The sequence below is a fragment of the Methanoculleus sp. SDB genome (assembly GCA_001412355.1).
Classification (GTDB): Archaea; Halobacteriota; Methanomicrobia; order Methanomicrobiales; family Methanomicrobiaceae; genus LKUD01.
On record LKUD01000004.1, the window covers coordinates 42,176 to 64,027 of the forward strand.

General features: G+C 57.0%; 22 protein-coding genes. 9 read left to right on the forward strand and 13 right to left on the reverse strand.

The window, feature by feature from the left end; all coding sequences use genetic code 11:
- Positions 1-380: 380 nt before the first annotated feature.
- Positions 381-1,667, reverse strand: coding sequence for a glutamate dehydrogenase (locus APR53_06505; GenBank protein ID KQC05766.1), 1,287 nt, complete (start codon positions 1,665-1,667; stop codon positions 381-383).
- Between the two features lie 104 nt (positions 1,668-1,771).
- Here APR53_06505 and APR53_06510 point away from each other — a divergent pair, with 104 nt between their 5' ends.
- Positions 1,772-4,351, forward strand: a complete 2,580-nt coding sequence (locus APR53_06510; GenBank protein KQC05767.1) for a hypothetical protein — start codon at positions 1,772-1,774, stop codon at positions 4,349-4,351.
- 19 nt (positions 4,352-4,370) lie between these two features.
- On the opposite strand, the gene APR53_06515 is transcribed toward APR53_06510, so the two are convergent.
- Genes APR53_06515 through APR53_06525 form a run of 3 tightly spaced genes read right to left on the reverse strand, consistent with a single transcriptional unit; the run spans position 4,371 to position 5,868 of the window.
- A complete protein-coding gene (locus APR53_06515; protein ID KQC05768.1) occupies positions 4,371-4,652 on the reverse strand; it encodes a hypothetical protein in 282 nt (93 codons plus the stop codon).
- Positions 4,631-5,113: a hypothetical protein gene (locus APR53_06520; GenBank protein ID KQC05769.1), complete on the reverse strand. Its 483-nt coding sequence runs from the start codon at positions 5,111-5,113 to the stop codon at positions 4,631-4,633. The genes APR53_06515 and APR53_06520 overlap by 22 nt, the downstream gene beginning before the upstream one ends.
- On the reverse strand, positions 5,110-5,868 hold the full coding sequence (locus APR53_06525; protein ID KQC05770.1) for a formate dehydrogenase family accessory protein FdhD: 759 nt from the start codon (positions 5,866-5,868) through the stop codon (positions 5,110-5,112). The genes APR53_06520 and APR53_06525 overlap by 4 nt, the downstream gene beginning before the upstream one ends.
- A gap of 128 nt (positions 5,869-5,996) precedes the next feature.
- Here APR53_06525 and APR53_06530 point away from each other — a divergent pair, with 128 nt between their 5' ends.
- The 5 genes from APR53_06530 to APR53_06550 all read left to right on the forward strand — a co-directional run bounded on the left by APR53_06530 (position 5,997) and on the right by APR53_06550 (position 11,551).
- Positions 5,997-7,145, forward strand: a complete 1,149-nt coding sequence (locus APR53_06530) for an LL-diaminopimelate aminotransferase (protein KQC05771.1) — start codon at positions 5,997-5,999, stop codon at positions 7,143-7,145.
- Positions 7,142-8,434: a diaminopimelate decarboxylase gene (locus APR53_06535; protein KQC05772.1), complete on the forward strand. Its 1,293-nt coding sequence runs from the start codon at positions 7,142-7,144 to the stop codon at positions 8,432-8,434. The genes APR53_06530 and APR53_06535 overlap by 4 nt, the downstream gene beginning before the upstream one ends.
- 18 nt (positions 8,435-8,452) lie before the next feature.
- The gene (locus tag APR53_06540; GenBank protein KQC05773.1) at positions 8,453-9,745 is read left to right on the forward strand and encodes a hypothetical protein; all 1,293 of its coding nucleotides are present in this window, start codon (positions 8,453-8,455) and stop codon (positions 9,743-9,745) included.
- Between the two features lie 82 nt (positions 9,746-9,827).
- The gene (gene radA / locus APR53_06545) at positions 9,828-10,802 is read left to right on the forward strand and encodes a DNA repair and recombination protein RadA (protein ID KQC05774.1); all 975 of its coding nucleotides are present in this window, start codon (positions 9,828-9,830) and stop codon (positions 10,800-10,802) included.
- A complete protein-coding gene (locus APR53_06550) occupies positions 10,799-11,551 on the forward strand; it encodes a phosphoglycolate phosphatase (protein KQC05775.1) in 753 nt (250 codons plus the stop codon). Before radA ends, APR53_06550 begins: the two co-directional genes overlap by 4 nt.
- On the opposite strand, the gene APR53_06555 is transcribed toward APR53_06550, so the two are convergent.
- The gene (locus APR53_06555) at positions 11,533-11,784 is read right to left on the reverse strand and encodes a photosystem reaction center subunit H (protein KQC05776.1); all 252 of its coding nucleotides are present in this window, start codon (positions 11,782-11,784) and stop codon (positions 11,533-11,535) included. The genes APR53_06550 and APR53_06555 overlap by 19 nt on opposite strands.
- A 92-nt stretch (positions 11,785-11,876) precedes the next feature.
- The gene (locus tag APR53_06560; GenBank protein KQC05777.1) at positions 11,877-12,755 is read right to left on the reverse strand and encodes a hypothetical protein; all 879 of its coding nucleotides are present in this window, start codon (positions 12,753-12,755) and stop codon (positions 11,877-11,879) included.
- Between the two features lie 47 nt (positions 12,756-12,802).
- Here APR53_06560 and APR53_06565 point away from each other — a divergent pair, with 47 nt between their 5' ends.
- Positions 12,803-13,759, forward strand: a complete 957-nt coding sequence (locus tag APR53_06565; protein KQC05778.1) for a GTP-binding protein — start codon at positions 12,803-12,805, stop codon at positions 13,757-13,759.
- On the opposite strand, the gene APR53_06570 is transcribed toward APR53_06565, so the two are convergent.
- Entirely contained in the window at positions 13,710-14,615 is a 906-nt protein-coding gene (locus APR53_06570) for a hypothetical protein (protein KQC05813.1), read from the reverse strand. The genes APR53_06565 and APR53_06570 overlap by 50 nt on opposite strands.
- A gap of 213 nt (positions 14,616-14,828) precedes the next feature.
- Here APR53_06570 and APR53_06575 point away from each other — a divergent pair, with 213 nt between their 5' ends.
- Positions 14,829-15,143 carry a hypothetical protein gene (locus APR53_06575; protein ID KQC05779.1) on the forward strand — a complete coding sequence of 105 codons (315 nt, stop codon included), beginning with the start codon at positions 14,829-14,831 and terminating at the stop codon, positions 15,141-15,143.
- A 51-nt stretch (positions 15,144-15,194) separates the two neighbouring features.
- Entirely contained in the window at positions 15,195-16,196 is a 1,002-nt protein-coding gene (locus APR53_06580) for a flap structure-specific endonuclease (protein ID KQC05780.1), read from the forward strand.
- Positions 16,197-16,213: 17 nt separating this feature from the next.
- Here the strand turns inward: APR53_06580 and APR53_06585 are convergent, their stop codons facing one another.
- From APR53_06585 to APR53_06610, 6 genes are all read right to left on the reverse strand, one after another.
- A complete protein-coding gene (locus tag APR53_06585) occupies positions 16,214-17,440 on the reverse strand; it encodes a hypothetical protein (protein KQC05781.1) in 1,227 nt (408 codons plus the stop codon).
- A gap of 183 nt (positions 17,441-17,623) precedes the next feature.
- Positions 17,624-18,241, reverse strand: a complete 618-nt coding sequence (locus tag APR53_06590; protein KQC05782.1) for a CDP-diacylglycerol--glycerol-3-phosphate 3-phosphatidyltransferase — start codon at positions 18,239-18,241, stop codon at positions 17,624-17,626.
- A complete protein-coding gene (locus APR53_06595; protein ID KQC05783.1) occupies positions 18,238-18,750 on the reverse strand; it encodes an adenylate kinase in 513 nt (170 codons plus the stop codon). The genes APR53_06590 and APR53_06595 overlap by 4 nt, the downstream gene beginning before the upstream one ends.
- Positions 18,747-19,802, reverse strand: coding sequence for a histidinol-phosphate aminotransferase (locus tag APR53_06600; GenBank protein ID KQC05784.1), 1,056 nt, complete (start codon positions 19,800-19,802; stop codon positions 18,747-18,749). The genes APR53_06595 and APR53_06600 overlap by 4 nt, the downstream gene beginning before the upstream one ends.
- Positions 19,786-20,916 (reverse strand): acetylornithine aminotransferase, encoded by a 1,131-nt coding sequence (locus APR53_06605; GenBank protein ID KQC05785.1) that lies wholly within the window; start codon positions 20,914-20,916, stop codon positions 19,786-19,788. The genes APR53_06600 and APR53_06605 overlap by 17 nt, the downstream gene beginning before the upstream one ends.
- 14 nt (positions 20,917-20,930) lie before the next feature.
- A complete protein-coding gene (locus APR53_06610; GenBank protein KQC05814.1) occupies positions 20,931-21,848 on the reverse strand; it encodes a GMP synthase in 918 nt (305 codons plus the stop codon).
- Positions 21,849-21,852 lie beyond the last annotated feature (4 nt).

The window sequence follows — 21,852 nt, forward strand, 5'->3', positions numbered from 1 at the left end:
AGTCGGCCGGAACATCGAGAAAGTCGGTACCGGCCGGTACTCCTTCATCTCCTTTCATAGGGTCATATACGTGTCCGCAGACACTGCACTTCATCCTCTTCACACGACCGTCTCCTTTTCAGGCATTCCCTTTCTTCATGAACTGGTTTTTCTCGGCACCGCAGCGCGGACATACCCAGTCGGCGGGGAGATCCTCGAACTTCGTCCCTGCCGGAACACCCGTTTTTGCATCACCAATACTCTCGTCATAGAGGTATCCGCATTTTTTACATTTCCAGACAGCCATTGTCATCACATCCTGGAATGGTCGGTTCCATTCGATACATCACAGTATCCTCATACATAAATATTATGTTCTGGTCGATTGCGGTTTTTTCCTCTCACACCCATCCCCTGTCCTCCATCGCCCGGATGACGCGCTGGAGTGCGATTGTATACGCTGCCTGCCGCATCGGGACGCTGTGGGTCCGCGCCATGGTGTATACCGCAGTATACGCAGCCGTCATCTTGTCGTCGAGACGGCGGCGAACCTCCGCAGCCGGCCAGTGGTCCATATTATAATTCTGCACCATCTCGTAGTATGATACGATCACACCGCCGCCGTTGCAGAGGAAGTCCGGAATGATATGGATGCCGTTTTGGGAGAGAATGTCTTCCGCTTCCCGCGTAGTCGGGCCGTTTGCGAATTCAGCGAGTATCTTCGCTTTGATATTGCTGGCGTTTTTCGCGGTGATGACGTTTTCAAGTGCTGCGGGAATCAGGATATCAACATCGAGTTCGAGCAGTTCTTCGTTGGTCATCGCAGACGCACCGGGGTATCCTGTCACCGAACCGGTTTTTTTCTCATATTCCATGACGCTGTCCGGATCGAGTCCCTCCTGATTATAAATGGCGCCCCGGCTGTCCGATACGGCCACCACCCGGCATCCTGCCATCTCACCGGCAAGCCGGGCGGCATGGTAACCGACATTTCCGAATCCCTGTACCGCAACGGTTGTATCCGTAACAGGCATCTCCATCGCTGCTGCGGTTTCCCTGATGGCAAAATCAATGCCGAGGTGTTTTCCTGCTTCGCGGATTGCGATCCAGCCTCCCCGGGCCGTGGCGTCGTCGCGCCCCTCTGATCCACCGAGAGTGACAGGTTTTCCGGTAATGACACCGAATTCGGTATATCCGGTTATCGAAGCGTACTCATCCATCATCCACGCCATTACCTGGGGGTTCGTATAGACGTCGGGCGCCGGTATATCACGACCTGGCCCGATGAAGCGGCAGATCGCCCGCATGTACGCTCTGCTCAGGCGTTCGAGCTCCCCCCGGGACATCGTCTTGGGATTACAGATAACTCCCCCTTTCGCGCCGCCAAGCGGAAGGTCATGGAGTGCGCATTTCCATGTCATAATTGCTGCAAGACCGCGGATGGTGTTGATCGTCTCATCCGGATGAAATCGGATTCCCCCTTTTGCCGGTCCCCGTGCATTGTTGTACTGAACACGGAATCCCTGAAATGTCTGGATCGTACCATCGTCCATCCTGACCGGGAGCGATACATGCAGTTCGTGCATGGGTTTTTTCAGCAGCGCTTCGACATTCGGGGTGAGCCGAAGGTCGACCGAGCAGGTGCAGATCTGTTTTCGGACCGTTTCGAGGAGGTTCATCTCTTCCATACTGCAATTCCACCTTACAGGGAAATGGAGTATCTTCACTCTTATACATGTGGCCCGCTCCATCCATCGTATCCTTAATCGGTCCCGCCGTCCCATAGGTGCGTGTGAACCGACCCGCTCTTCCCGAACTTCTCGCTCCGGCAGGATCTCCGGAAGCACTCCATGCCGCGGTCTCCGCCGGTGCCGATGCCGTCTATCTCGGGGGAAGGATGTTCGGGGCACGCCGTTATGCCGTGAATTTCGATGACGAAGCACTGGCCCGGGCAGTGAGATTCTGCCACGGGCGGGATGTCAGGGTATATGTAACGGCGAACACTCTTGTGCGTGATGACGAACTGCCCGATGTTGTTGAGTACCTGCTCCGGCTGTATGAGCTGGGTGTTGACGCGGTGCTCGTGCAGGACACGGGCGTCGTATCGATTGCCCGGGACGTAGTTCCCGATCTGCCTCTTCACGCCTCCACCCAGATGACGGTGTATTCCGCTGCAGGGGTGCTTCGGGCATCGGAGATGGGGATGTCGCGTGTCGTACTCGCCCGTGAATGCCCGATTGAGGAAATCGAGCGTATTGGAACCCTGTGTCGCGAAAATGCCATAGGAATTGAGATATTTGTTCATGGCGCTCTTTGCTACTGTTATTCGGGCCAGTGTCTCTTCTCCTCCCTCGTCGGCGGAAGAAGCGGAAACCGGGGCACCTGTGCCCAGCCCTGCAGAAAGCCGTATTCGCTTGTTGCAGGGTTAACGGACGCTGCCGGAAGGCCGGAAAACGTGCAAAACATCCGGCTTTCAGATCCGTACCTGCTCTCCACCCGTGATCTCGCCCTCTACCCGTACCTCGCCCGCATCGTCCGCGCACCGGTGGCCTCGCTCAAGATCGAAGGGAGGATGAAGTCTCCCGAATACGTTGCCGTTGTCGTCGATGTATACCGGCGGGCCCTTGACGGGATCGCCGATGGAACCTGGACCCCATCGGAAGACGATATGCGGAATCTGGCCCTTGCATTTAACCGCTCGTTTACGGGCGGGTACCTGATGGGAGAGCGCGGCCTTTCCGTTATCGGCCCCGAAAGGCCGGACAATCGCGGAGTGGCAATCGGCCGTATCAGGGAGTATGACCGGCGGCGCGGTGAGGCGGTTATCACTCTTGGAGGCATCGTGCCTGAGCCGGGTGACGGGATTGTCGTGCATGCGTGGGGAAAGAGGCGCGAGGATACGGGGTTCGTGATCAAGCCACCTTTTTTTGCGCGAGACGGGACACTCGGTCTCAGAGTGCCGCAGGAGGTGGAGCCGGGGAGTCCGGTGTCGCTGACCAGTAGCGCATCACTCTCGCAGCGCGCTCAGCGAATTCTTGTTCAGGGGAGCAGCCGTTTCCTTCCGGTTGATATGCATCTCTGGTTCGATGAGGGCCTTCCCGTGCTGGAAGGGGTGGTCGGTATGACCGGGAGGCAAACCGGTGTGACGGTATACGGGGACAGGACCTGGGAACCGGCACGGAGCAGCCCTCTCGAAGAAGTACAGATTCGGAGTCTCCTGAAACGCACCGGAGGTACTCAGTTTCGGGTCCGCCGGCTGAAGATCGACTATCCGGGAGGATTGTTCGCGCCTGTCGGGGAGATCAACAGCCTCAGGCGCAGGTTCCTGCAACATGCGGAAGAAGCGCTTATTGCATCGTTCCTTCCTTCGTCTCCGGCGAAAGTTGCGGCGCGATCGGGGAGCAGCGCCGTTCTTGAAACTCTCCGGGAGAAGCTCCGGGCTGAACCGCGGCCATCCGCCCCCGTGCTTGCCGCGTACGCCGATACGCCGGAGACTGTTCGTGGGGCGGTTGCGGGCGGGTGCCGCCGGATATATTTCGAACCCCTCGTGGGACCGTGCGGGACAGCCGGTTCTGAAGAAGCGCTGGTCGGCATACTGGATGATATGGCTGTCCACTGCCATGATGCGGGTGCGGAATGTATATGGAAATGGCCCCGTATCACCGGCCCGGGGTTCCGCTCGCTTGCAACCCGCGTTCTGGACCGAAGTCTCCCCGAGGCGGTTGTCGGCGTGATGGCCGAAGGGCAGGGGGACGGGGAGACGATTCTCCGGCATGCGCCTGATATCACTCTCTTTGGCGGCGCCGGACTGAACGTCTTCAACCATCGTGCCGCCGGTTGTCTTGCCCGCCGGTTCAGGTCACTCACCCTCTCTCAGGAGCTGTCAGGACGCGGGGTTGGGGCCCTCGTTCTGCGCGCCCGCACCGCCAGCCCCTATCCTGCCTTCGAGCTCATCGTCCACGGTGCCGTGGAGGTGATGGTCGCTGAGGACTGCCTGATGAGGACCCATATGGGTGATTCGTGGGCAGATGGCGGTGCCGACTGGTTCGGTATCAGGGACAGCCGGGATCATCTCTTTCCGGTTTATATCGATGGCGAATGCCGCACACACATTCTCAATGCACGGGAAACATGCCTGATCGATGTGATGCCGGAGCTGCTCTCAACTGCGTGCGATACGTTCACCGTAGATGTACGGCACCGGACCGGGGTGTATGCGCGGACGGTTTCGGCTGCGTACCGTGAGGCAATCGGGCATACGGTCGATGCATCCGCTGATCTCACCGATCTCCTCGCTGCACTCAAAAAAAAGGTGATGGCGTGTGCGATTGGCGGTATCACCGCCGGACACTTCCATCGCGGACCCGGATAACGGGGGGCTCCCGAAAGTACTATACCCTTTTGCCCGCTTTTCTGAGGCGATCCGCTTCTTCAGTGCTTTCCAGCTTCAGGAGAAACGTACCGTGGCAGGGTTTTGTATAGGGAAATACGAGCGTCGCGCCCTCCACACCGATGAGAATGGGAGGGACTCCGATAATGTGAATGTCAAACATGCGGTATCCCGGAGGCACCACGTATCTCTCGGGCATGTGTTTCCGTATGTATTCTGCGGCCTCCCGAAACGAGACCTGCCGCTCGAGAATCTCGTATTTCAGCGATTCGATACAACCCATTGCAGCACCTCGTCAAGTTTTCTCTTCATCGGCAGCGGGTTGTGGCTCCCTTTCGCGATGATCTTTTCACAGGGGATCTCATCCATCTGTGCGAGTATCTCCTCGGCAGACCCTCCGAATATCACGGCATAGACCCCTCCCCCCGACATTGCCGCCATGCTTGCGCTGTAGGCAATTCCCGCATCGTTATGGACGAAAACGAAGCAGAGGTCAAAATCACGCTCATGCTCCGCCACCATTCCGATGCACGCATCAAGATCAATCACTTCGTCGAGATACGCCCGCTCCGGGTCGGCAACTTCAAGGAGGGAGCGGGCGGCTTTCGTACCCGCGACGGTTGTGGCGATTCCGGCTTTTCTGAGCCTGTGCACAAGGTAGAGCGCCGCACTTGTCTGGATTGGGATCTGTGGACACCCGAGCATGACAAGGCCTGTACCCGCCGGTATCTGCTTATCAGTCATATTTGTTCTCCCCCTCCGGTTATGCCCGTATCCTCCTTCATTATTCCCAGAATCCTTTGAGGGTTGCTATAGATGGTAAACCTGCCGTTTCGGGAAAAACAGATCAGGGTAATCCCGGTTTCCTCGGCGGTGAGGATACCGAGATTGGTGGATGCGGCGCGGGAAATTACGATCGGAATGCCGGCGTTTGCATCCTTTGCTACCATGCCTGCCGGTTGCCTTCCCGTGCAGCCGATACAGCAGAGCGAGCGGTCGATGCCGTTGAGCTCGGCATGCCCGATCACCTTATCCACCGTATTGTGCCGACCGATATCGGAGATCCGAGCGAGGATTTCACCCTGTGAATACAGCACCGAGCAGTGCACCCCGCCGGTCTTTCGCCATGTATCCGATTCAATAGCACGCGTAACCCTAATGATTTCCGCGGGTGTGGCGGTCAGGGAAGAATACACGTGTTTCGGAGGCGATTTCAGGCCGAATCCTCCGCAGGTCCGGTATTCAAGCTCCCGATCCCTGCGCACATCCGCCTCTACGTAAATATCGTCCCCCCGCACATCCACCCGTTCCACCGAATCGGCAAGCCCTTCCGATATAACCAGTCCTGCGCCGAGCTCGGCAAGGTGGCCGCGGCTGGCTATCTGTTCGATGAACAGTTCTCCGTTGAGATGAATCCGGAATCGGTCCTCCCGGATGACGTGATCCATGAACCTTGTTACCATCTCCCCTTCGATGCGTAGTGCCGGATGTTCGTCCATCACGTTTCCTCTCGCCCTCCCTCCCGTGAGGTTTGGGCGTTCTCCCAAAAATAGATACGGACGATTCCGGGGTTTTTCCTGCGTCTGTGTGAATGTTAATGTGCCGTGGCGTTCAACGAATATTTGTGATGTACTCCAAACGCCTGGATCATCTCCCTCCGTATCTTTTTGCACGAATTGATGAGATGAAAGCAGAAAAACAGCGTCAGGGTGTGGATGTTATCGACTTCGGTGTCGGCGATCCCGATCTCCCGACACCCCCCCATATCGTCGAGGCACTCTGTACTGCCGCCCGCGATCCCGCCACCCATCATTACCCGAGTTACACGGGGATGTATGCGTTCCGCGAGGCAGTTGCGAAATGGTACTCCGGACGGTTTTCGGTCGACCTCGATCCCGCCACCGCGGTTCTTTCCCTGATCGGATCCAAGGAGGGCATCGCGCACATCCCCGAGGCGTTCGTCAACCCCGGCGATTATGTGCTTGCCACCGATCCGGGGTACCCGGTTTACCGGACATCGACGCTCTTTGCCGAGGGAACTATGCACGAACTGCCCCTCACAGCGGAGCATGCGTTTCTGCCGGTGCTTGATGACATCCCTTCCGATGTGCTGCAGAAGGCAAAACTGATGTTTCTCGGGTACCCGAACAATCCGACCGCCGCCGTTGCATCCCGGGCTTTCTTTGCCGAGGTGGTGGATTTCGCCCGGGAACACGATATTGTCGTCGTTCATGACAATGCATACTCGGAGATCGCCTTCGACGGGTTCAGGCCGCTTTCATTTCTCGAGGTTGACGGTGCGGCAGAGGTGGGCATTGAAATGCACTCTCTCTCAAAGACCTACAACATGACGGGATGGCGAATCGGGATGGCGGCAGGCAATGCGGATATCATTGCGGGGCTCGGGCGTGTCAAGACGAATGTCGATTCGGGAGCGTTCGATGCCATCCAGAGGGCGGCGATCACGGCACTCACCGGTCCGCAGCAGTGTGTCGCCGATGCCTGCCGGGTCTATCAGGAGCGGCGTGACCTGCTTGTCGGGGGGCTGCGGGAACTTGGGTTCGATGTTCCGATGCCGAAGGCGACCTTCTATGTCTGGATGCCTGTTGCGGACAGCATGGCGTTCGCGGCACGGATGCTGAACGAAGCCGGCATTGTCGTCACTCCCGGCGTCGGGTTCGGGACCCACGGGGAAGGATACGTCCGGTTTGCCATCACCCGATCGGTGGAGCGGATAAAAGAGGCGCTCGAGCGCATGAGGGGGCTTGCATTCTGAACCTCCCGTCCCACCTCACCATCGAAAACGGGCACCTGCATATCGGAGGGCATGACTGTGTCAGCCTTGCAGAAGAATACGGCACTCCCCTGTACGTCACGGACGAGATGCGGATCATCGGGAATTTCACCCGCTTTGCATCGGCCCTGAAACGCCATTACCCTGCCGTGCAGGTTCTGTATGCGGCTAAGGCGAACGGCAACCTCGCCATTCTCCGGTCGCTCGCCCGACAGGGGGCCGGCGCCGATGTGTTCTCTGCTGGGGAACTTGATCTCGCACTTGCGGCGGGGATGGATCCCCGCCTGCTGCTCTTCAACGGCAGCTCAAAGAGCCCTGCCGATCTCGCGCTTGCCGCCGCGAAAGGGATTCGCGTGTCGATCGATTCGATCGACGAGCTTCACCAGCTCGATGCGGCTGCCGCGGCTGCCGGAAAAACGGTCGAGATTGCATTCCGTGTCAATCCGGCCCTTGAAGTGCCCACCCACCCGAAGATCGCGACGGGGCTCCGGACGAGTAAGTTCGGGATTCCCGCGGATCGGATCCTCGACGCGTACCGGGAGGCCCTTGCCTGCGAGCATGTCCGCCCGGCCGGGATGCACTGCCATATCGGATCCCAGATCCTCGATGTCCTGCCGTTTGCCCGGGCCGCCGGCGTGATGGCGGAAGTTGCGCGGGATGTCACGGATCTCGGTATAAAACTGGCTTTTCTCGATATCGGGGGCGGGCTCGGGATCCCGTACCACCGTTCGAGCGATGTTGCTCCCACACCCGAGGAATATGCAGACGCCGTGATGCCGGTGTTCCTTGAGGCGATTAACCGGTGCGGGATCACCCCCGAACTCTGGGTCGAGCCCGGGCGGTATCTTGTCGGAGATTCCACCGTCCTCCTTACCGGAGTCAATTCCGTCAAGCAGTCGCATAAGACGTTTGTGAACGTTGACGCCGGATTCAACCTGCTTGCCCGTCCGGTGCTCTATGATGCATGGCATGAGGTTGTGGTTGCCAACCGTGCGGACGCCCCTCCCGCCGCCGAGTATACCGTCACGGGACCGATCTGCGAAACGGGAGATATCCTTGCTTCGGATCGCCGGCTGCCCGCCGTAACGGCGGGAGACCTGATCGCAGTCCTCGATGCCGGAGCATACGGGTTCTCCATGTCGTCGCAGTACAATAGCAGGCCCCGGTGCCCTGAGGTACTGGTGAATGGCAGACGGGCCGCACTGATGCGCCGCGGGGAGACCGTCGCGGATCTCACCGGCACGATGCGTACGCCGCCATGGCAGGACTAAAACCTGGAGGATGGCCGGGTGCGCCTGCATTACGCGCTCGTTGATGATCTCTACTCCTTTGAGGAGTATGAGCGGCTCATCGGGGAGACGATCGAGGCATCGGGAGGATTGCTTGACGAGCAGACTGCGGCGATGCTCGTCGTCAGAGCAGCAGGCCGCGAACACCGCCTGATCGCGAAGCTGGCATCCGATGCAAGCCTCGCCTGTTTTTTCGGCAAAGTGCTTGCCGTTTCCGAACCGCGGATATTTGACCGGCCGGACGGTACTCAGGGGTGTGTCGCCCGTGTGCGGGTCGGCGACGAAACGGGCGAGATCACCCTTCTTCTCTGGGATGAGCGGGCGGGTGCCGTGGCCGAAATCGCTCCCGGGGATGTGCTTGAGATCGCAGGAAGGCTCCGTTCTCCCGCCGAGGTCCAGGTCGTTGATCTCCAGAAGGCCGCGTGCGACATTGCGACGCGGGAGGATGCGGGGTCAGGGGAGGTGACGCATGCCGATCGGGTGACCCTTGACGTCCGCGTCCTCTTTGCGGGTGAGGTGCAGACATACACCCGGCGGGACGGCACCACCGGGGAACGGATCGACGTCATTGTCGGGGATGCGGACGGGACTGCACGCCTTGTCTGCTGGCATCCCCCGCTTTTCGAGCACCTGTCTCATGCATCCGGGCACACGGTGCGCATCGAAGGTGCTGTCCCGAATCCCCGCACAGGCGCGAGGGAGTACAGCCTCGGGGAACAGGCTGGTGTTCAGGCCGCCGACCTGCAGATCACGGTGCCGTTTACACCGCCGGGCATGATCGCGGAGGGAAAGCCCGTATGCAGTGCAGGGGAGGTGGTCGCGGTCCGTCAGCAGCGGGAGTTCGAGACGCGGAAGGGGACACGTTCCCGTGTCCGGAATATCGCTATTGGTTCGGGCGGGACCGTCGTGCCGGTGGTCCTCTGGGGGGAGCACGCCCTGCTTTCGTTTGCGCCCGGTGACACCGTGGAGATTTTCAATGCACCCGTGAAGCAGGCGAAATCAGGCGAATGCGAACTGCATATAGGGTGGGGAAGCGCCATCCGGGTAGTCATGACGGACGACGAGCCGGTGACGTTTACGGGTACTGTCATCGACACTGCCCTTGGGCTCTGTATCGATGACGGGGAGACCGCCTTCCTTCTGGACACGCCGCTGGCGCCGGGAGCCGACGTGCATGTAACCGGCCGCCGCTCACAGAACCGCATAACTGTCGGTACGTGCACCCGAGCCGTGATTGATCCGGCTCTCCTGAAGGAGCGGATCGCCCGGATTCTCGGAAAGGCTCCGATGTGAACACTTTCACCCCCCGCGCCGCCACTGTAATATGCCGTTTTGGAAAGTGATATGTAATTGAATTACGAGAGGTACAACGACCATGGGAGAAATTGATCTCGAAGACCTGCCTGGTGTCGGGCCGACAACCGCCGACAAACTGCGCGAGGCGGGGTATGCGACCATCGAGGGCATTGCGACGGCGTCGTATTCCGATCTTGCCGAAGCGGCTGAAATCGGCGAAGCAACCGCAAAGAAGATGATCCGGGAAGCCCGGAAGATGGCCGATATCGGCGGCTTCAAGACGGGAAAAGTGGTACTCGAGGAGCGGAAGGAGGTGAGGAAACTTTCGACGCTTGTACCCGAGCTTGACGACTTGCTCGGTGGTGGGCTTGAGACCAAGTCGATCTCCGAATTTTACGGGGAGTTCGGTTCGGGGAAGAGCCAGATCGCCCACCAGATGGCGGTGAACGCGCAGCTGCCCGAGGATTTTGGCGGCCTTTCCGCCTCATGCGTGTATATCGATACCGAAAACACCTTCCGTCCGGAACGTATCGCGCAGATGGTCGCGGGCCTCGAGATTGACTGGGACATTCCTCCCGTCGAGGAGTTCCTCGAACATATCCATGTAGCAAAGGGATACACATCTGATCATCAGATGCTGCTTCTTGACAGTGCCCGTGAACTGGCGGCCGGGCTTCGTGACACGGATCGGCCGGTGCGCCTGTTCATCGTCGATTCGCTGACCGCACACTTCCGGGCGGAGTACTCGGGGCGGGGAACGCTCTCGGTTCGCCAGCAGAAGCTTAACAAGCATATGTACGACATCGCAAAGATTGCAGAAGAGCACAATGCCGTCGCACTCGTCACGAACCAGGTGCAGTCGAACCCCGCCGTCTTCTTCGGGGACCCGACAAAGCCGGTCGGAGGTAATATCGTCGGGCATGCCTCCAAGTTCCGGGTGTACCTGCGGAAGAGCAAGGGCGGAAAAAGAGTTGCGAAACTTGTGGACAGCCCGAGCCTCCCCGAGGGGGAAGCGGCGTTTATTGTGGAAGAGGCAGGGCTCAAACCCGTATGACCTGCCACCAGCACCCCGAAGGCGGTCCGGCGGAAGCGCCCCGCCCGTCCCCCCGAGCATTGATATGCGACATTGACGGCACGATTACCGACGCCCGACGCCGGATTAATACCGATGCCATTCATGTAATCCGTACCCTCGTCGATAACGGCGTCCCCGTCGTCCTCGCAAGCGGCAATACGATCTGCTCCCTTGATATTCTCTGCAAAATGATTGGGACTGACGGGACGATTATCGCCGAGAACGGCGGTGTTTTTCGTGTCACATTCCAGGGAAAGCCGCGTGTTTGCGGAGATCAGGCGCTGTGCTGGGCGGCGTTTCACGTGCTTGAAGCGTATTTTGGTGAAAAGGGAGTCCAACTTGAACTGTACAGTCCGGATTACCGGGTAGCTGACGTAGCGTTTGCGAGAACCGTCGATGTCGATGAGGTTCGGACTGTGCTTCGGGATCATCATGTTCGCGTACTTGACACCGGATTTGCCATTCATCTCCAGACTCCCGGAGTACACAAAGGATCGGCATTTATCCGGCTTGCTGCCGATATGGGCTTAACTCCTGCTGATTTTATTGCAATCGGGGATTCCGAAAACGATGCCGAACTGGTGCGGTCCGCCGGTATCGGCGGGGCGGTGGCAAACGGGCAGCAGGTCACGAAGGATGCCGCTGATTATGTGACAAAAAAGATGTACGGGGATGGATTTGTTGAATTTGTGCGGGCCTGCTTTTCACATTATTTTTTGGAAAGGTAGCGGTCGACAACGATATAGTCCTTGATGTCTTTGACAGCCTCAAACGGTATGAACATCCGATCGCCATCCATCGTGTACCCGCCCGTGTCAAAGGTGGGATCCGGTTTCACGACAAGGTCGACGACAAGGCCGGTATCGAGATCGACAAGAATATTTTTTATCATTCCGATCAGCATGCCATCGGTACTCATGACTTTTTTCTTTGAAAGGCTGCGGGAGTAAGTATTTTTCATAAAAAAAAGGAGTATGTACTATTATTTAAATTGTTCTAATATCGAGTTTTGTACAAAAGGCGGGCGAATTTGCGTCTTTTGATCACGCTCTGTCAGAGAAGCGGGAAGACGCGGATAATATCAGACTGCGTGAGTATGCCAACCGGTCTGGAACCTTCGACGATGATGAGACGCCCTATTTCCCGCTCTTTAAAGCGTCCGATCACTTCGAAGAGTTTCATGTTTGCGGGGGCGGTTTCCACATCGGTGGTCATCACCTCAGAAACCGGTGCATCGAGTGTTTTTCCGCCGTCAATGCCCCGCGCAATATCGCTGAGTGTTACGATGCCCACCAGATGGTCCCCCCTGAGAACGGGCGCACCGTGGATATGGCGGAGAGTAAAGAGATGGACCGCCTCGCGCAGACGTGCATCGCCAGGGAGCGTATAGAGGGGCGAGCTCATGTATGATTTGATGTGCTTTTTCGGGAGCGAGATCATCTCGGAAATGGTGATAAGAAGCGCCTGCTGTACTTCGTCTTTTCCGTAGATCTCCCCGCTGACGAGGAGTTTGTTCACGGGTGTCGGGCCTATCGAGATCATATCGCCGATGTTGAAGAGTTTGACGCTTCCAATCAGCTTGACGACGGCATGGCAGACATCCGGGTGGCAAATCGTAGTAAAGTCTATTTCTGAAACATTCACGCCACGGACCAGTTTCCCGTCCTTTGCAATCGGCACATCGGATTCCTGTTCGTACGATGTCAGGTTGAGTTCACGATATGCCTGTTCCGTGGGTGTGTAACCGCCTTTGGGACCAGGTACACCGTCCACAAGACTGAGTGCCTTGAGAGCCTGCATCTGGTTGCGCACAGTACCCGGATTTCGCCGCAACACCTCCGCGATCTCCTCCCCTTTTATAGCATGCGACTGCTTATGATAGAGAGAAATGAGCGTAATGAGGATATCCTTCTGGATGAGCGAGAGATCCATAATGATTAATCATCCGGATTTACATAAATAGATGCGGTTGTGCGGACGTGGAATTCGAAAAAATCCCTACGGTGCCCACGGCGGAAGAAGTGCTCGACAGGGCATTTCGCCGGGCGGCAGTGAAACGCAAGGAGAAGCTCAATAAGGATCGGGGCAACGAAGAGTTTGTCAGGAGCATCTCCAGTGCGGTCTTCGATAAACTTGACGATACGGTACGAAAATTTCCATCTTTTGATGCCCTTTCCCCTTTTTACCGGGAGACGGTCAATATACTCTTTGGCATCGACCGTATCAAGCAGTCCCTTGGGGCGGTGGCATGGGCGGCATCGCAGGCCCGGACGATTGGTGGATCCTATGCCCGGGAGATGCGGCATGCGGATGACACGGCGGTTCTCCGGAGGCGGGCAGTCGCCCGGATCTCCTCTATCGTACATCAGGTCGACACCGATCTTCATTTTCTCAATGATGTACGAAACAGCCTGAGAAAGCTTCCCGAGGTGCAGGATACTTTTACCGTGGTCATCGCCGGATTCCCGAATGTAGGAAAATCCTCATTTATACGGCTCGTCTCCTCGGCAGAACCGGAGATCGCAGGGTATGCATTCACCACCAAACAGGTAATAGTCGGGCATCGCACAATCGGGCGGGAGCGTATTCAGTTCGTAGACACTCCCGGTATACTGGATCGGCCTGCCGTAGAACGCAACGCGATAGAACAGCAGGCGATGAGTGCGGTGACACACGTGGCGGATGTCATTCTCTTCATTATCGATGCAAGCGAGGCGTGCGGATACCCTCTTGCCGACCAGATTCATCTCCTCGACGAGATTCGCGGTGCGTCGGATGTCCCTGTGGAGGCCGTTGTAAACAAGGCGGATATTTTTCCGGGTGAGGGGTACCCCTCCATGTCGACGGTAACGGGTGAGGGGATTACGGATGTGCTGGATTTACTGCTCAGATACCGGGAATCCAGCCCCAGCTCCCCGTCAGAAGACACGCAATAAGAAAGCCCGCGATGGCGCCGCCATTCAGGGTGGGAAGACCTGCCTGCGGGTTGCCGCGGTTGACATAATACAGGAGCACCGCAAGGCCGGCAAGGGATCCCAGAATCGTGCCGACGGTTGGAAGAGACAGGAGCCCGAAGACGAGTGGCGCATCGAGAAAAGCGTGCACTGATACGACAAGGATGGACGGCATGATCAGGTCGCCCATCCCCATTATGAATGCCCCCCGTTCGCTTTTATCGAGTGAAAGCCCTTCCTTGATATAGGAATAATTCCTGCTTTTCGGAATGACGACAAGAATCGGTGCCTTCATTTCCACGATGTTCTCTGCGAGTGCGATCATATGGCGTGTCTTGTACACCGAGATGGCGTCATAAACCGCCAGCAGGACGAGCAGAATGAGCACCGGAGCGATTTCCAGAGAAATGCCGAATATCGAGGCTACTCCCGCAGCGATAAGTACGCCGAGCGTATCAATAACGTACCATTCCGGATAGCGGTACAGCACCGCAGTTGCGCATGCGGCAAGAAGAAACGTAGCGACCGTACCGATCAGCGCACCGCCGAACACGAACACCGTGAGTGCCGTGAAGATGTAAATGAAGGTAAAGAATATCGATGCGGCAATGATCGCGGCGATGAGCCGTTTGCCCCCCCAGCGGATCAGCAGGAGCAGTATCAGTGTGAACCCGAGAAGAATTCCGATAAAAATGAGCGTGTTTCCGAATGATGCGGGGTCTTCGAATGCCGCGATACCTGCACTCTGCATCTGCGGAGTGAGAAGGAGGGCGCCTGCCTGAACTGCGATCAGCAGAAGCGGCATCCCGATGAAAGGTGCACTGTTTCGTAAATCCATTGTGTTGCTCCGTCTGTTTTTGCTCAGATGAGGGGAGAATGCGGGATGAAGGACGTCTCGCCGCATATCCGTATCCGCCTTCATGCGGACATTCGCCTTCTTCGGGAACCTTCTCTTATGGTGATGCCGGCACTGTCCGGAGTGGATTGAACCAATTCGCCGTCTACACACTATATAGTTAGATTAATTAATGGTTTGTCATCATCTAAAAGCATGGATATTCGGGAATACCTGATTGATATCGTTCTGACCATAGTGCTCGTTGTCTCGACGCTTGTTCTTGTTATGCGCCTGTGGCAGGATCTCATCATCGCAATCTCGACGGTACTGATGATGCTGTCCTTTGGCGGCCTCTTTCTCTCCCTTGCTATGAAAATCCGTCATCTCGATGAAAGCGTCATTTCTCGGGAACGTACGATGCGGGTGAACCTCGAGGAACTCTCGAGCGGAATGAGTCAGAAGTACGAAAATACCGTTTCCCACATGGAAGGGATCGTGAACGACCTCTCCCGGCGGATGTACCGCTGATTCGGCGCATGCCCCCGGAAGAAACCAATTAATTTTCGCGAATCTGATAGCATGGGAGTTGCAATCCGGGATCTGCTGGCGGATCACAAGACACCTGTCGAGTGGAATTCGCTGGGCGGCATAGCCGCTATCGATGCGCATAATGCACTGTACCAGTTTCTCAGCATTATCAGGCAGCCTGACGGAACACCCCTCATGGATCGTGAAGGAAGGGTGACCTCCCACCTGTCAGGCATCTTTTTCCGCACCATTCATTTCCTTGAAAAGGGAATTCGTCCTGTTTTTATCTTTGACGGAGCACCCCCGGAATTCAAAGCCGAAACGGTCCGGGAAAGACGGGAACTGCGTCGGGCTGCCGGTGAGCGGTGGGTACAGGCTCTGAAGGAGGGGGATACCGAAGAAGCGTACCGGCAGGCGCGTTCTTCCTCCCGAATTGACGCGCAGATCATCGGAAGCGCAAAAGAACTGCTGCGCCTGATGAAAATTCCGACCGTGGACGCACCCAGCGAAGGGGAAGCTCAGGCCGCATCGATGGCACGTGACGGCGTTGTCAGCTATGCGGCTTCGCAGGACTATGACGCCCTGCTTTTCGGTGCTCCGGTGCTCGTCCGGAATCTGGCGGTCAGTTCCCGGAGAAAAGTGAGGGGGAGGACTCTCGTGGTCAGGCCCGAACGTATTATCCTCCGCGAAGTCCTCGAGGGACACTCTCTTTCACGCGAGGACCTCATCAAGATCGGCATCCTTATAGGAACGGATTTCAATCCCGGCATCAAGGGAATTGGTGCAAAAACCGCGCTGAAAATTGTCCGGCAGGGGCGCTTTCCGGAAATCATCAGTGAAAAGTCACCTGAATTCGATTTCGAACCAGTCCTGCAGTTTTTTCTCGATCCGCCGAGCACATCCTCGTACTCCCTGCAGTGGGGAGAACCAAATACCGATGAAATCCGTGCATTATTGTGCGAAACCTATGACTTCAGCGAGGAACGTATCCTGAGCGCGCTGGATAAAATCGTGGAACGCGGCGGGCAGCGGACACTGGACCAGTGGTTCTGAATCCGTAAAAATGAGAATTATATACTGCCGAGCGCCTCAAGCGCAGCGGCCCGCGTATTTTCGTCACCACGAGCGGCCGACATCAGTGCCGATCTGGCCCGTTCGGTTCTCATTAAAGCGAGTGCCTGTGCAGATCGCTCTCGCACGTCCTGTTCCGTATCATGGTACAGGGCATCGACCAGCGCGTCAACCGCCGAATCATCACCAATCCGTCCGAGTGCCCATGCGGCTCTGATGCGTACTTCCCGGGCATCTTCCCGGAGGACCCTGCAGAGTGGCGGGACGGCCCTGCCATCACCGATCCTCCCGAGTGTTTTTACCGCCTCGCGGCGCACGTAGACGCTCCTGTCCGAAAGAAGTCGTATCATGTCGGGGATTGTCTCGGGAGCGCCGGTTATCCGAAGGGCGACAACCGATCCGACCCGCACATGCCATTCATCGTCCGAAAGCCCCTGAATGAGCCGTTCCACCGACGGCCTGCCGATCGCGGCGAGTGCACGGGCCCCGGCTTCACGAACACGGCGGCTTTCATCACGCAATGACTCCATGAGGGGTTCAATGGCCCTGGTATCCCCGATCGTTCCGAGTACCCGTGCCACAGCCTCCCGTGTGGCCACGCTCTCATCCTCTAACGCCCTGATGAGGGGTTCAACTGCCGGTTCACCGATCAGATCCAGTGTCTGAACGGCGCTTTCCCGTACTTCCCTGTTGTGCGAATGGCACGCTTCAATGAGTGCATCGATATATTCACGTGATTGCCGGAGATACTGCTGCCCCTCTCCCGGCATACCCAGATATTCCTTGATCAGAAGACCGCTTCTAGCCCTGTTCTCGACAAAACTGCGACACTTTGCATAGGTCAGCGGGTCGTCGCGAGATACGGTCGATGTCGCAGCCACCACCCAGAGGTAGATCGCCGCGGTGAACCCGGATGTGATGAAATCTACAGTAACGCCTATCATGGTGAAATACGTCACCACCGCTGCAAAGACTGCCATGATCATGACGACACACTGGAGTGTCCGGCGGGGATACCAAAGCGACATCAGCACGATGGGAATATAGAAAAGATGTGGGGTCAGCTTGGAAAGGAACGGATAGGCGACCGTGATTGCCGGGTTCTGCGCAATCATTGTCAGCAGGCCGGATAGGATGATGAACGCGGAGATCACCCAGATTTTTACCATGTCACTCTCATCCAGCGGAGGAAGATAGGCATGATGATGGCATCCAGTATTCGTCATGGCACTCACCAAAACCTGTACCACAGGGGGGCATAAATGTTTGCCTAGTGGAAAAATAAAAAGGATATCTGGCGATTTTTTACAATTTATGTCATAAATGGTGTTTTATCAAATTGATTCCCATATCAGGCCCCGGACATCTTTTCAGTCCCGAACCGAAGGCCACCACACTACTGCCGTTTATTACCGGTATCCTGTATCGCCTTTTCCTATCTCCCTCCATGCGTGGGCAAATCGTTGCATGGCGGTAATATGACCGAAAATACCGAATATGACAAGGAGCCAGCCGAGGTAGTGCATCCCCCATATGCCATCAGGTATTGCACAATCCAGCACACCGGCAAAGATGATCAGGGCAAGACGGTCCGCACGCCCGAGCAATCCACCATAAAATCGGCCGATTCCGACTGCCTGCGCCTGTGTTCCGAGATATGACGCCATTAAAACACCGGTGAGTGCAAACACACCAATCTGCCATGATGCCAGCCCGCCTGCGAAAATGCCGCTGATAATGAAGATGTCGGCATAGCGGTCGAGTGCGTGGTCAAGGAAGTCCCCTTTTGGTCCGGCAAGATTCATTTCGCGGGCAAGTGCCCCGTCAATCGCGTCGAAAACTGCATTGACGATGACAAATCCTATTCCTGATGCAATATGCCCTGCGTAAAATGCGACACCGGCTGCTGCGGCTCCGAAAAATGCAATGATTGTACAGGTATTGGGTGTAAGGCCCAGCAGCATGGAAAACGTGACCAGTGGCTGGAACAGGCGGCCGGTATAGGGGCGCAGGCGGTCAAGCGTCATGGGGATGGCACCAGAAATGCGGACCAGTCAACACTTCCGTAGTGTGGTGCGCGTTTCCCCCGCATAAACTCCTCGATCGCATCGCTTACCGCACTGATCGGAGTTGTCGTTGTATCGATTTCAAAAATCATTCCGTTTGGATGGAGATCGAGCGTTTCAATAAGGATTACATCGAGTGCTTCCGCCTCACAGTTTTCACGGATCTTCTCTTCCCCGTAACTCCGGCGGGAAAGGCGTACCCTGAGCTCATCGGGCCGGCAGCGAAGCACAACGACTGCATCACAGGGGAGCATGTGGGCAAGATGCCCCTCGACAATCCCGTCATGCCGGGGAACCGAGGATGCCCATCGGTCGGTGTCGATGACAAGAGTGTCCCGTTCATCATCCTCTCCCAGCACATACGGTTCAACCGTATCCCGTATGTGCAGGACCCGGTGGCCACGATGTGCAAGGCACTCCGCCACCGCGGTTTTCCCGGTGCCAGGAGTTCCGGTGATACAGGTCATCATAGACGGTTGACCTCGGTGAGGAACATCTCGTTTTCCCATGTAGTTCCGACGCTTACCCTGACATAGTGGTCATCAAGCCCCGGGAAACTCGAACACGAGCGGACAATGACTCCTCTCGCCGCAAGCGCCTCTACGGCCTCTTCTCCGGTCATCGGGGCCACATCAATCAGGATAAAATTCGCACTGCTCGGGAAAACAGGGAAGCGGCACTCTCCTGTCATCCTCGCCCGCCATTCAGTTACATGGGTGATGATCGCGTCCGTGTGACCGCGATCCCCGAGGGCCGCTGCCGCAGCTGCGGATGACACGCTGTTCAGCGCGAAAGGAGTTTCCGCACGCCGGTAATAGGGTTCGAGCCACTCCGGCACGAAGGCGTACCCGATGCGGAGGCCTGCAAGGGCGTAAGCCTTCGAAAAAGTCCTTCCGATGAGGATGTTATCGTAGCGCTTCATAAGCGGCAGATAATCCTCGCCGGAAAATTCCACATAGGCATTGTCGAGAAAGAGGATGCCATCAATCCCTTCCGCTATTTCTCCAATCACGGAAGCGGGCGTTGCATTGCCGGTGGGATTGTTCGGAGAACATACAAAGGCAATTTTGGCTCCGCGTGCTGCGCGTATGAACGTATCGGGATCTACCGTGAAGTCCGCATCCCGCTGTACAGGCATGACTTCGGCGCCCTGTGCCCGCGCTGCAATGCCGTAGAAGGAAAATGTAGGCTGGCTGACGGCAACGGAATCTCCCGGACTGATGAGAACGCGAATTATCGTTTCGATAATTCCGTCCATACCCGCCCCCGTAACGAACCGGTACCCGCCGTAGTGATGGGTAAGCGCCTCCCGGAGTGCCTCATTTCGTTCGTCGGGGTAGCGCTGAACGGTGGAGAGGGCACGGGAAGCAGCCTCAAGGGCAAGTGAAGAAGGGGGGAACGGATTTTCATTGCTTGCGAGGAGCGCAGGGTGTTTATGGCCGTGCGACGCCGCGATCTCCCTCGCTTTCGTTGCAAAGACGTACCCCTCCGTCCGGAAGATGTCCCTAACCAAGTGCTTCATTAACGACCTCGCAAACCCGGTCGATCTCGTCGTTGGTAATAATAAGGGGCGGGACGAGGCGGAGATTGCCATGGCCGGCGCAGTTGACGAGTACACCGGCGCGGGCGCATGCCTCCTGAACGGCAGGGCAGGTATCACCAACACTGATACCGATCATCAGCCCGCGGACCCGGGGGTCGTGGGCAGAAAGCCGGGTTGCAAAGCGTTCTGCTTTTTGGGGGATCGACGGAAGGATCTCTTCAATCACGCCGATGGTGGCGAGGGCTGCCGCACAGGCAAGCGGTCCGCCTGCAAACGTGCTTCCGTGTTCGCCCCGATTGAATTCAAGCCCTTCCCGTGCGACAATCGCACCCATCGGAAAGCCGCTTGCGATGCCTTTTGCAAGGGTGACGATGTCCGCCTTAACACGCGTGTGATGGAGACCGAGCCATCTTCCTGTTCTTCCCATGCCCGTCTGCACTTCGTCCGCAATCAGGAGAGCCCCGTGACGATCGCATGCCTCGCGCACACCCTCCAGAAATCCGTCGGGAGGAATGATGATCCCGGCCTCACCCTGGATCGGTTCGACGACAACACCCGCGGTTTCATCATCGATAACCGTTTCAAGAGAACCCGGATCACCATACCGAACAAAGCTGCATTGCGGTTCAAGGGGTTCGAACGGTTCGCGTATTGCGGGTTTGTGCGTGACTGCAAGGGATCCCATTGTCCTGCCGTGAAAACCGTCCTCAAACGCAATAAACTTCTTCCGTCCTGTTCTGACCCGTGCCAGTTTGATTGCCGCCTCCATCGCCTCCGCGCCCGAGTTGACGAAGAAAGCCCTGTTCATTCCTGTGAGCTCGACAAGTTTGCGGGCGCATTCCGCCTGTCCCGGGACATAATACAGGTTGGAACAGTGTATGAGCCGGTGTGCTTGATCGCAGACTGCCCTGACAACAGCAGGGTGGCAGTGCCCGGTACTGCACACGGCAATTCCCGCGACACAATCGATATACTCGTTCCCGTCCGCGTCCCATACCCGCGATCCGTCGCCCTTTACCAGCTTCAGGCTCCGCCCGAATGCCTGCATATAATATCGGGCGTCCAGATCCCGATAATCCTGATTTTCGTTCATGTGAAAGCCTTTTTTTATTCGTACTCTATCGTAGCCGGGGGTTTGGGTGTAATGTCGTAGACCACCCGTGCGACACCCGGGATTTCAGATGTGATACGTGATCCAATCCGGTGAAGGATGTTCCACGGAAGTTCGATCGGATCTGCGGTCATTGCGTCCCGGGAATGGACGGCCCTGACCGCCACGATCCAGCCGTGCAGACGGACATCTCCCTTCACTCCCGTGCCGAGCCCGATGAGGGCTGCAAGGCATTGCCACGGAGCAAACTGCTCGACGAGTTCCTGTTCGACGATTGCATTCGCCTCCCTGATGATCCCCACCTTTTCCGGAGTGATCTCCCCGAGCACCCGCACCGCCAGCCCCGGCCCCGGAAAAGGCATCCTGTGCTGGATTTCACGGGGAAGGCCGAGGCCTCCCGCAACGTCGCGCACTTCGTCCTTATAGAGGTCTTCGAGCGGTTCGATAATGCCTGAAAAATCCATATGGATCGGCATCCCGCCGACATTATGGTGGCTCTTGATTCCTCCCTCACTTTCGATGCGGTCAGGGTAGATCGTGCCCTGCAGGAGATACTTCGCATCTGTTTTTCGTGCTTCACGCTCAAAAATTCTGATGAATTTTTCACCGATAATTTTACGTTTCTCCTCGGGATCGGTCACACCTTCGAGCGCGGAAAAAAATTCGTCCGCAGCATCCACCATTGTAAGGTTGATGTCGCAGAAGAGCTCGCATATGCGCTCGCTCTCGCCTTTCCTCATCAGGCCGGTATCAACGTAAATCGGCTTCAGGTTGGTACCGATTGCGCGTTTTGCGAGTTCTGCGCATACTGAACTGTCGACACCCCCCGATAGCGCCATGACTACTTTTTCGTCCCCCGCAGCAGCCCTGATCTTCTGAACCGCTTCATCGATGAATTTTGTGACATTTACCATTTTC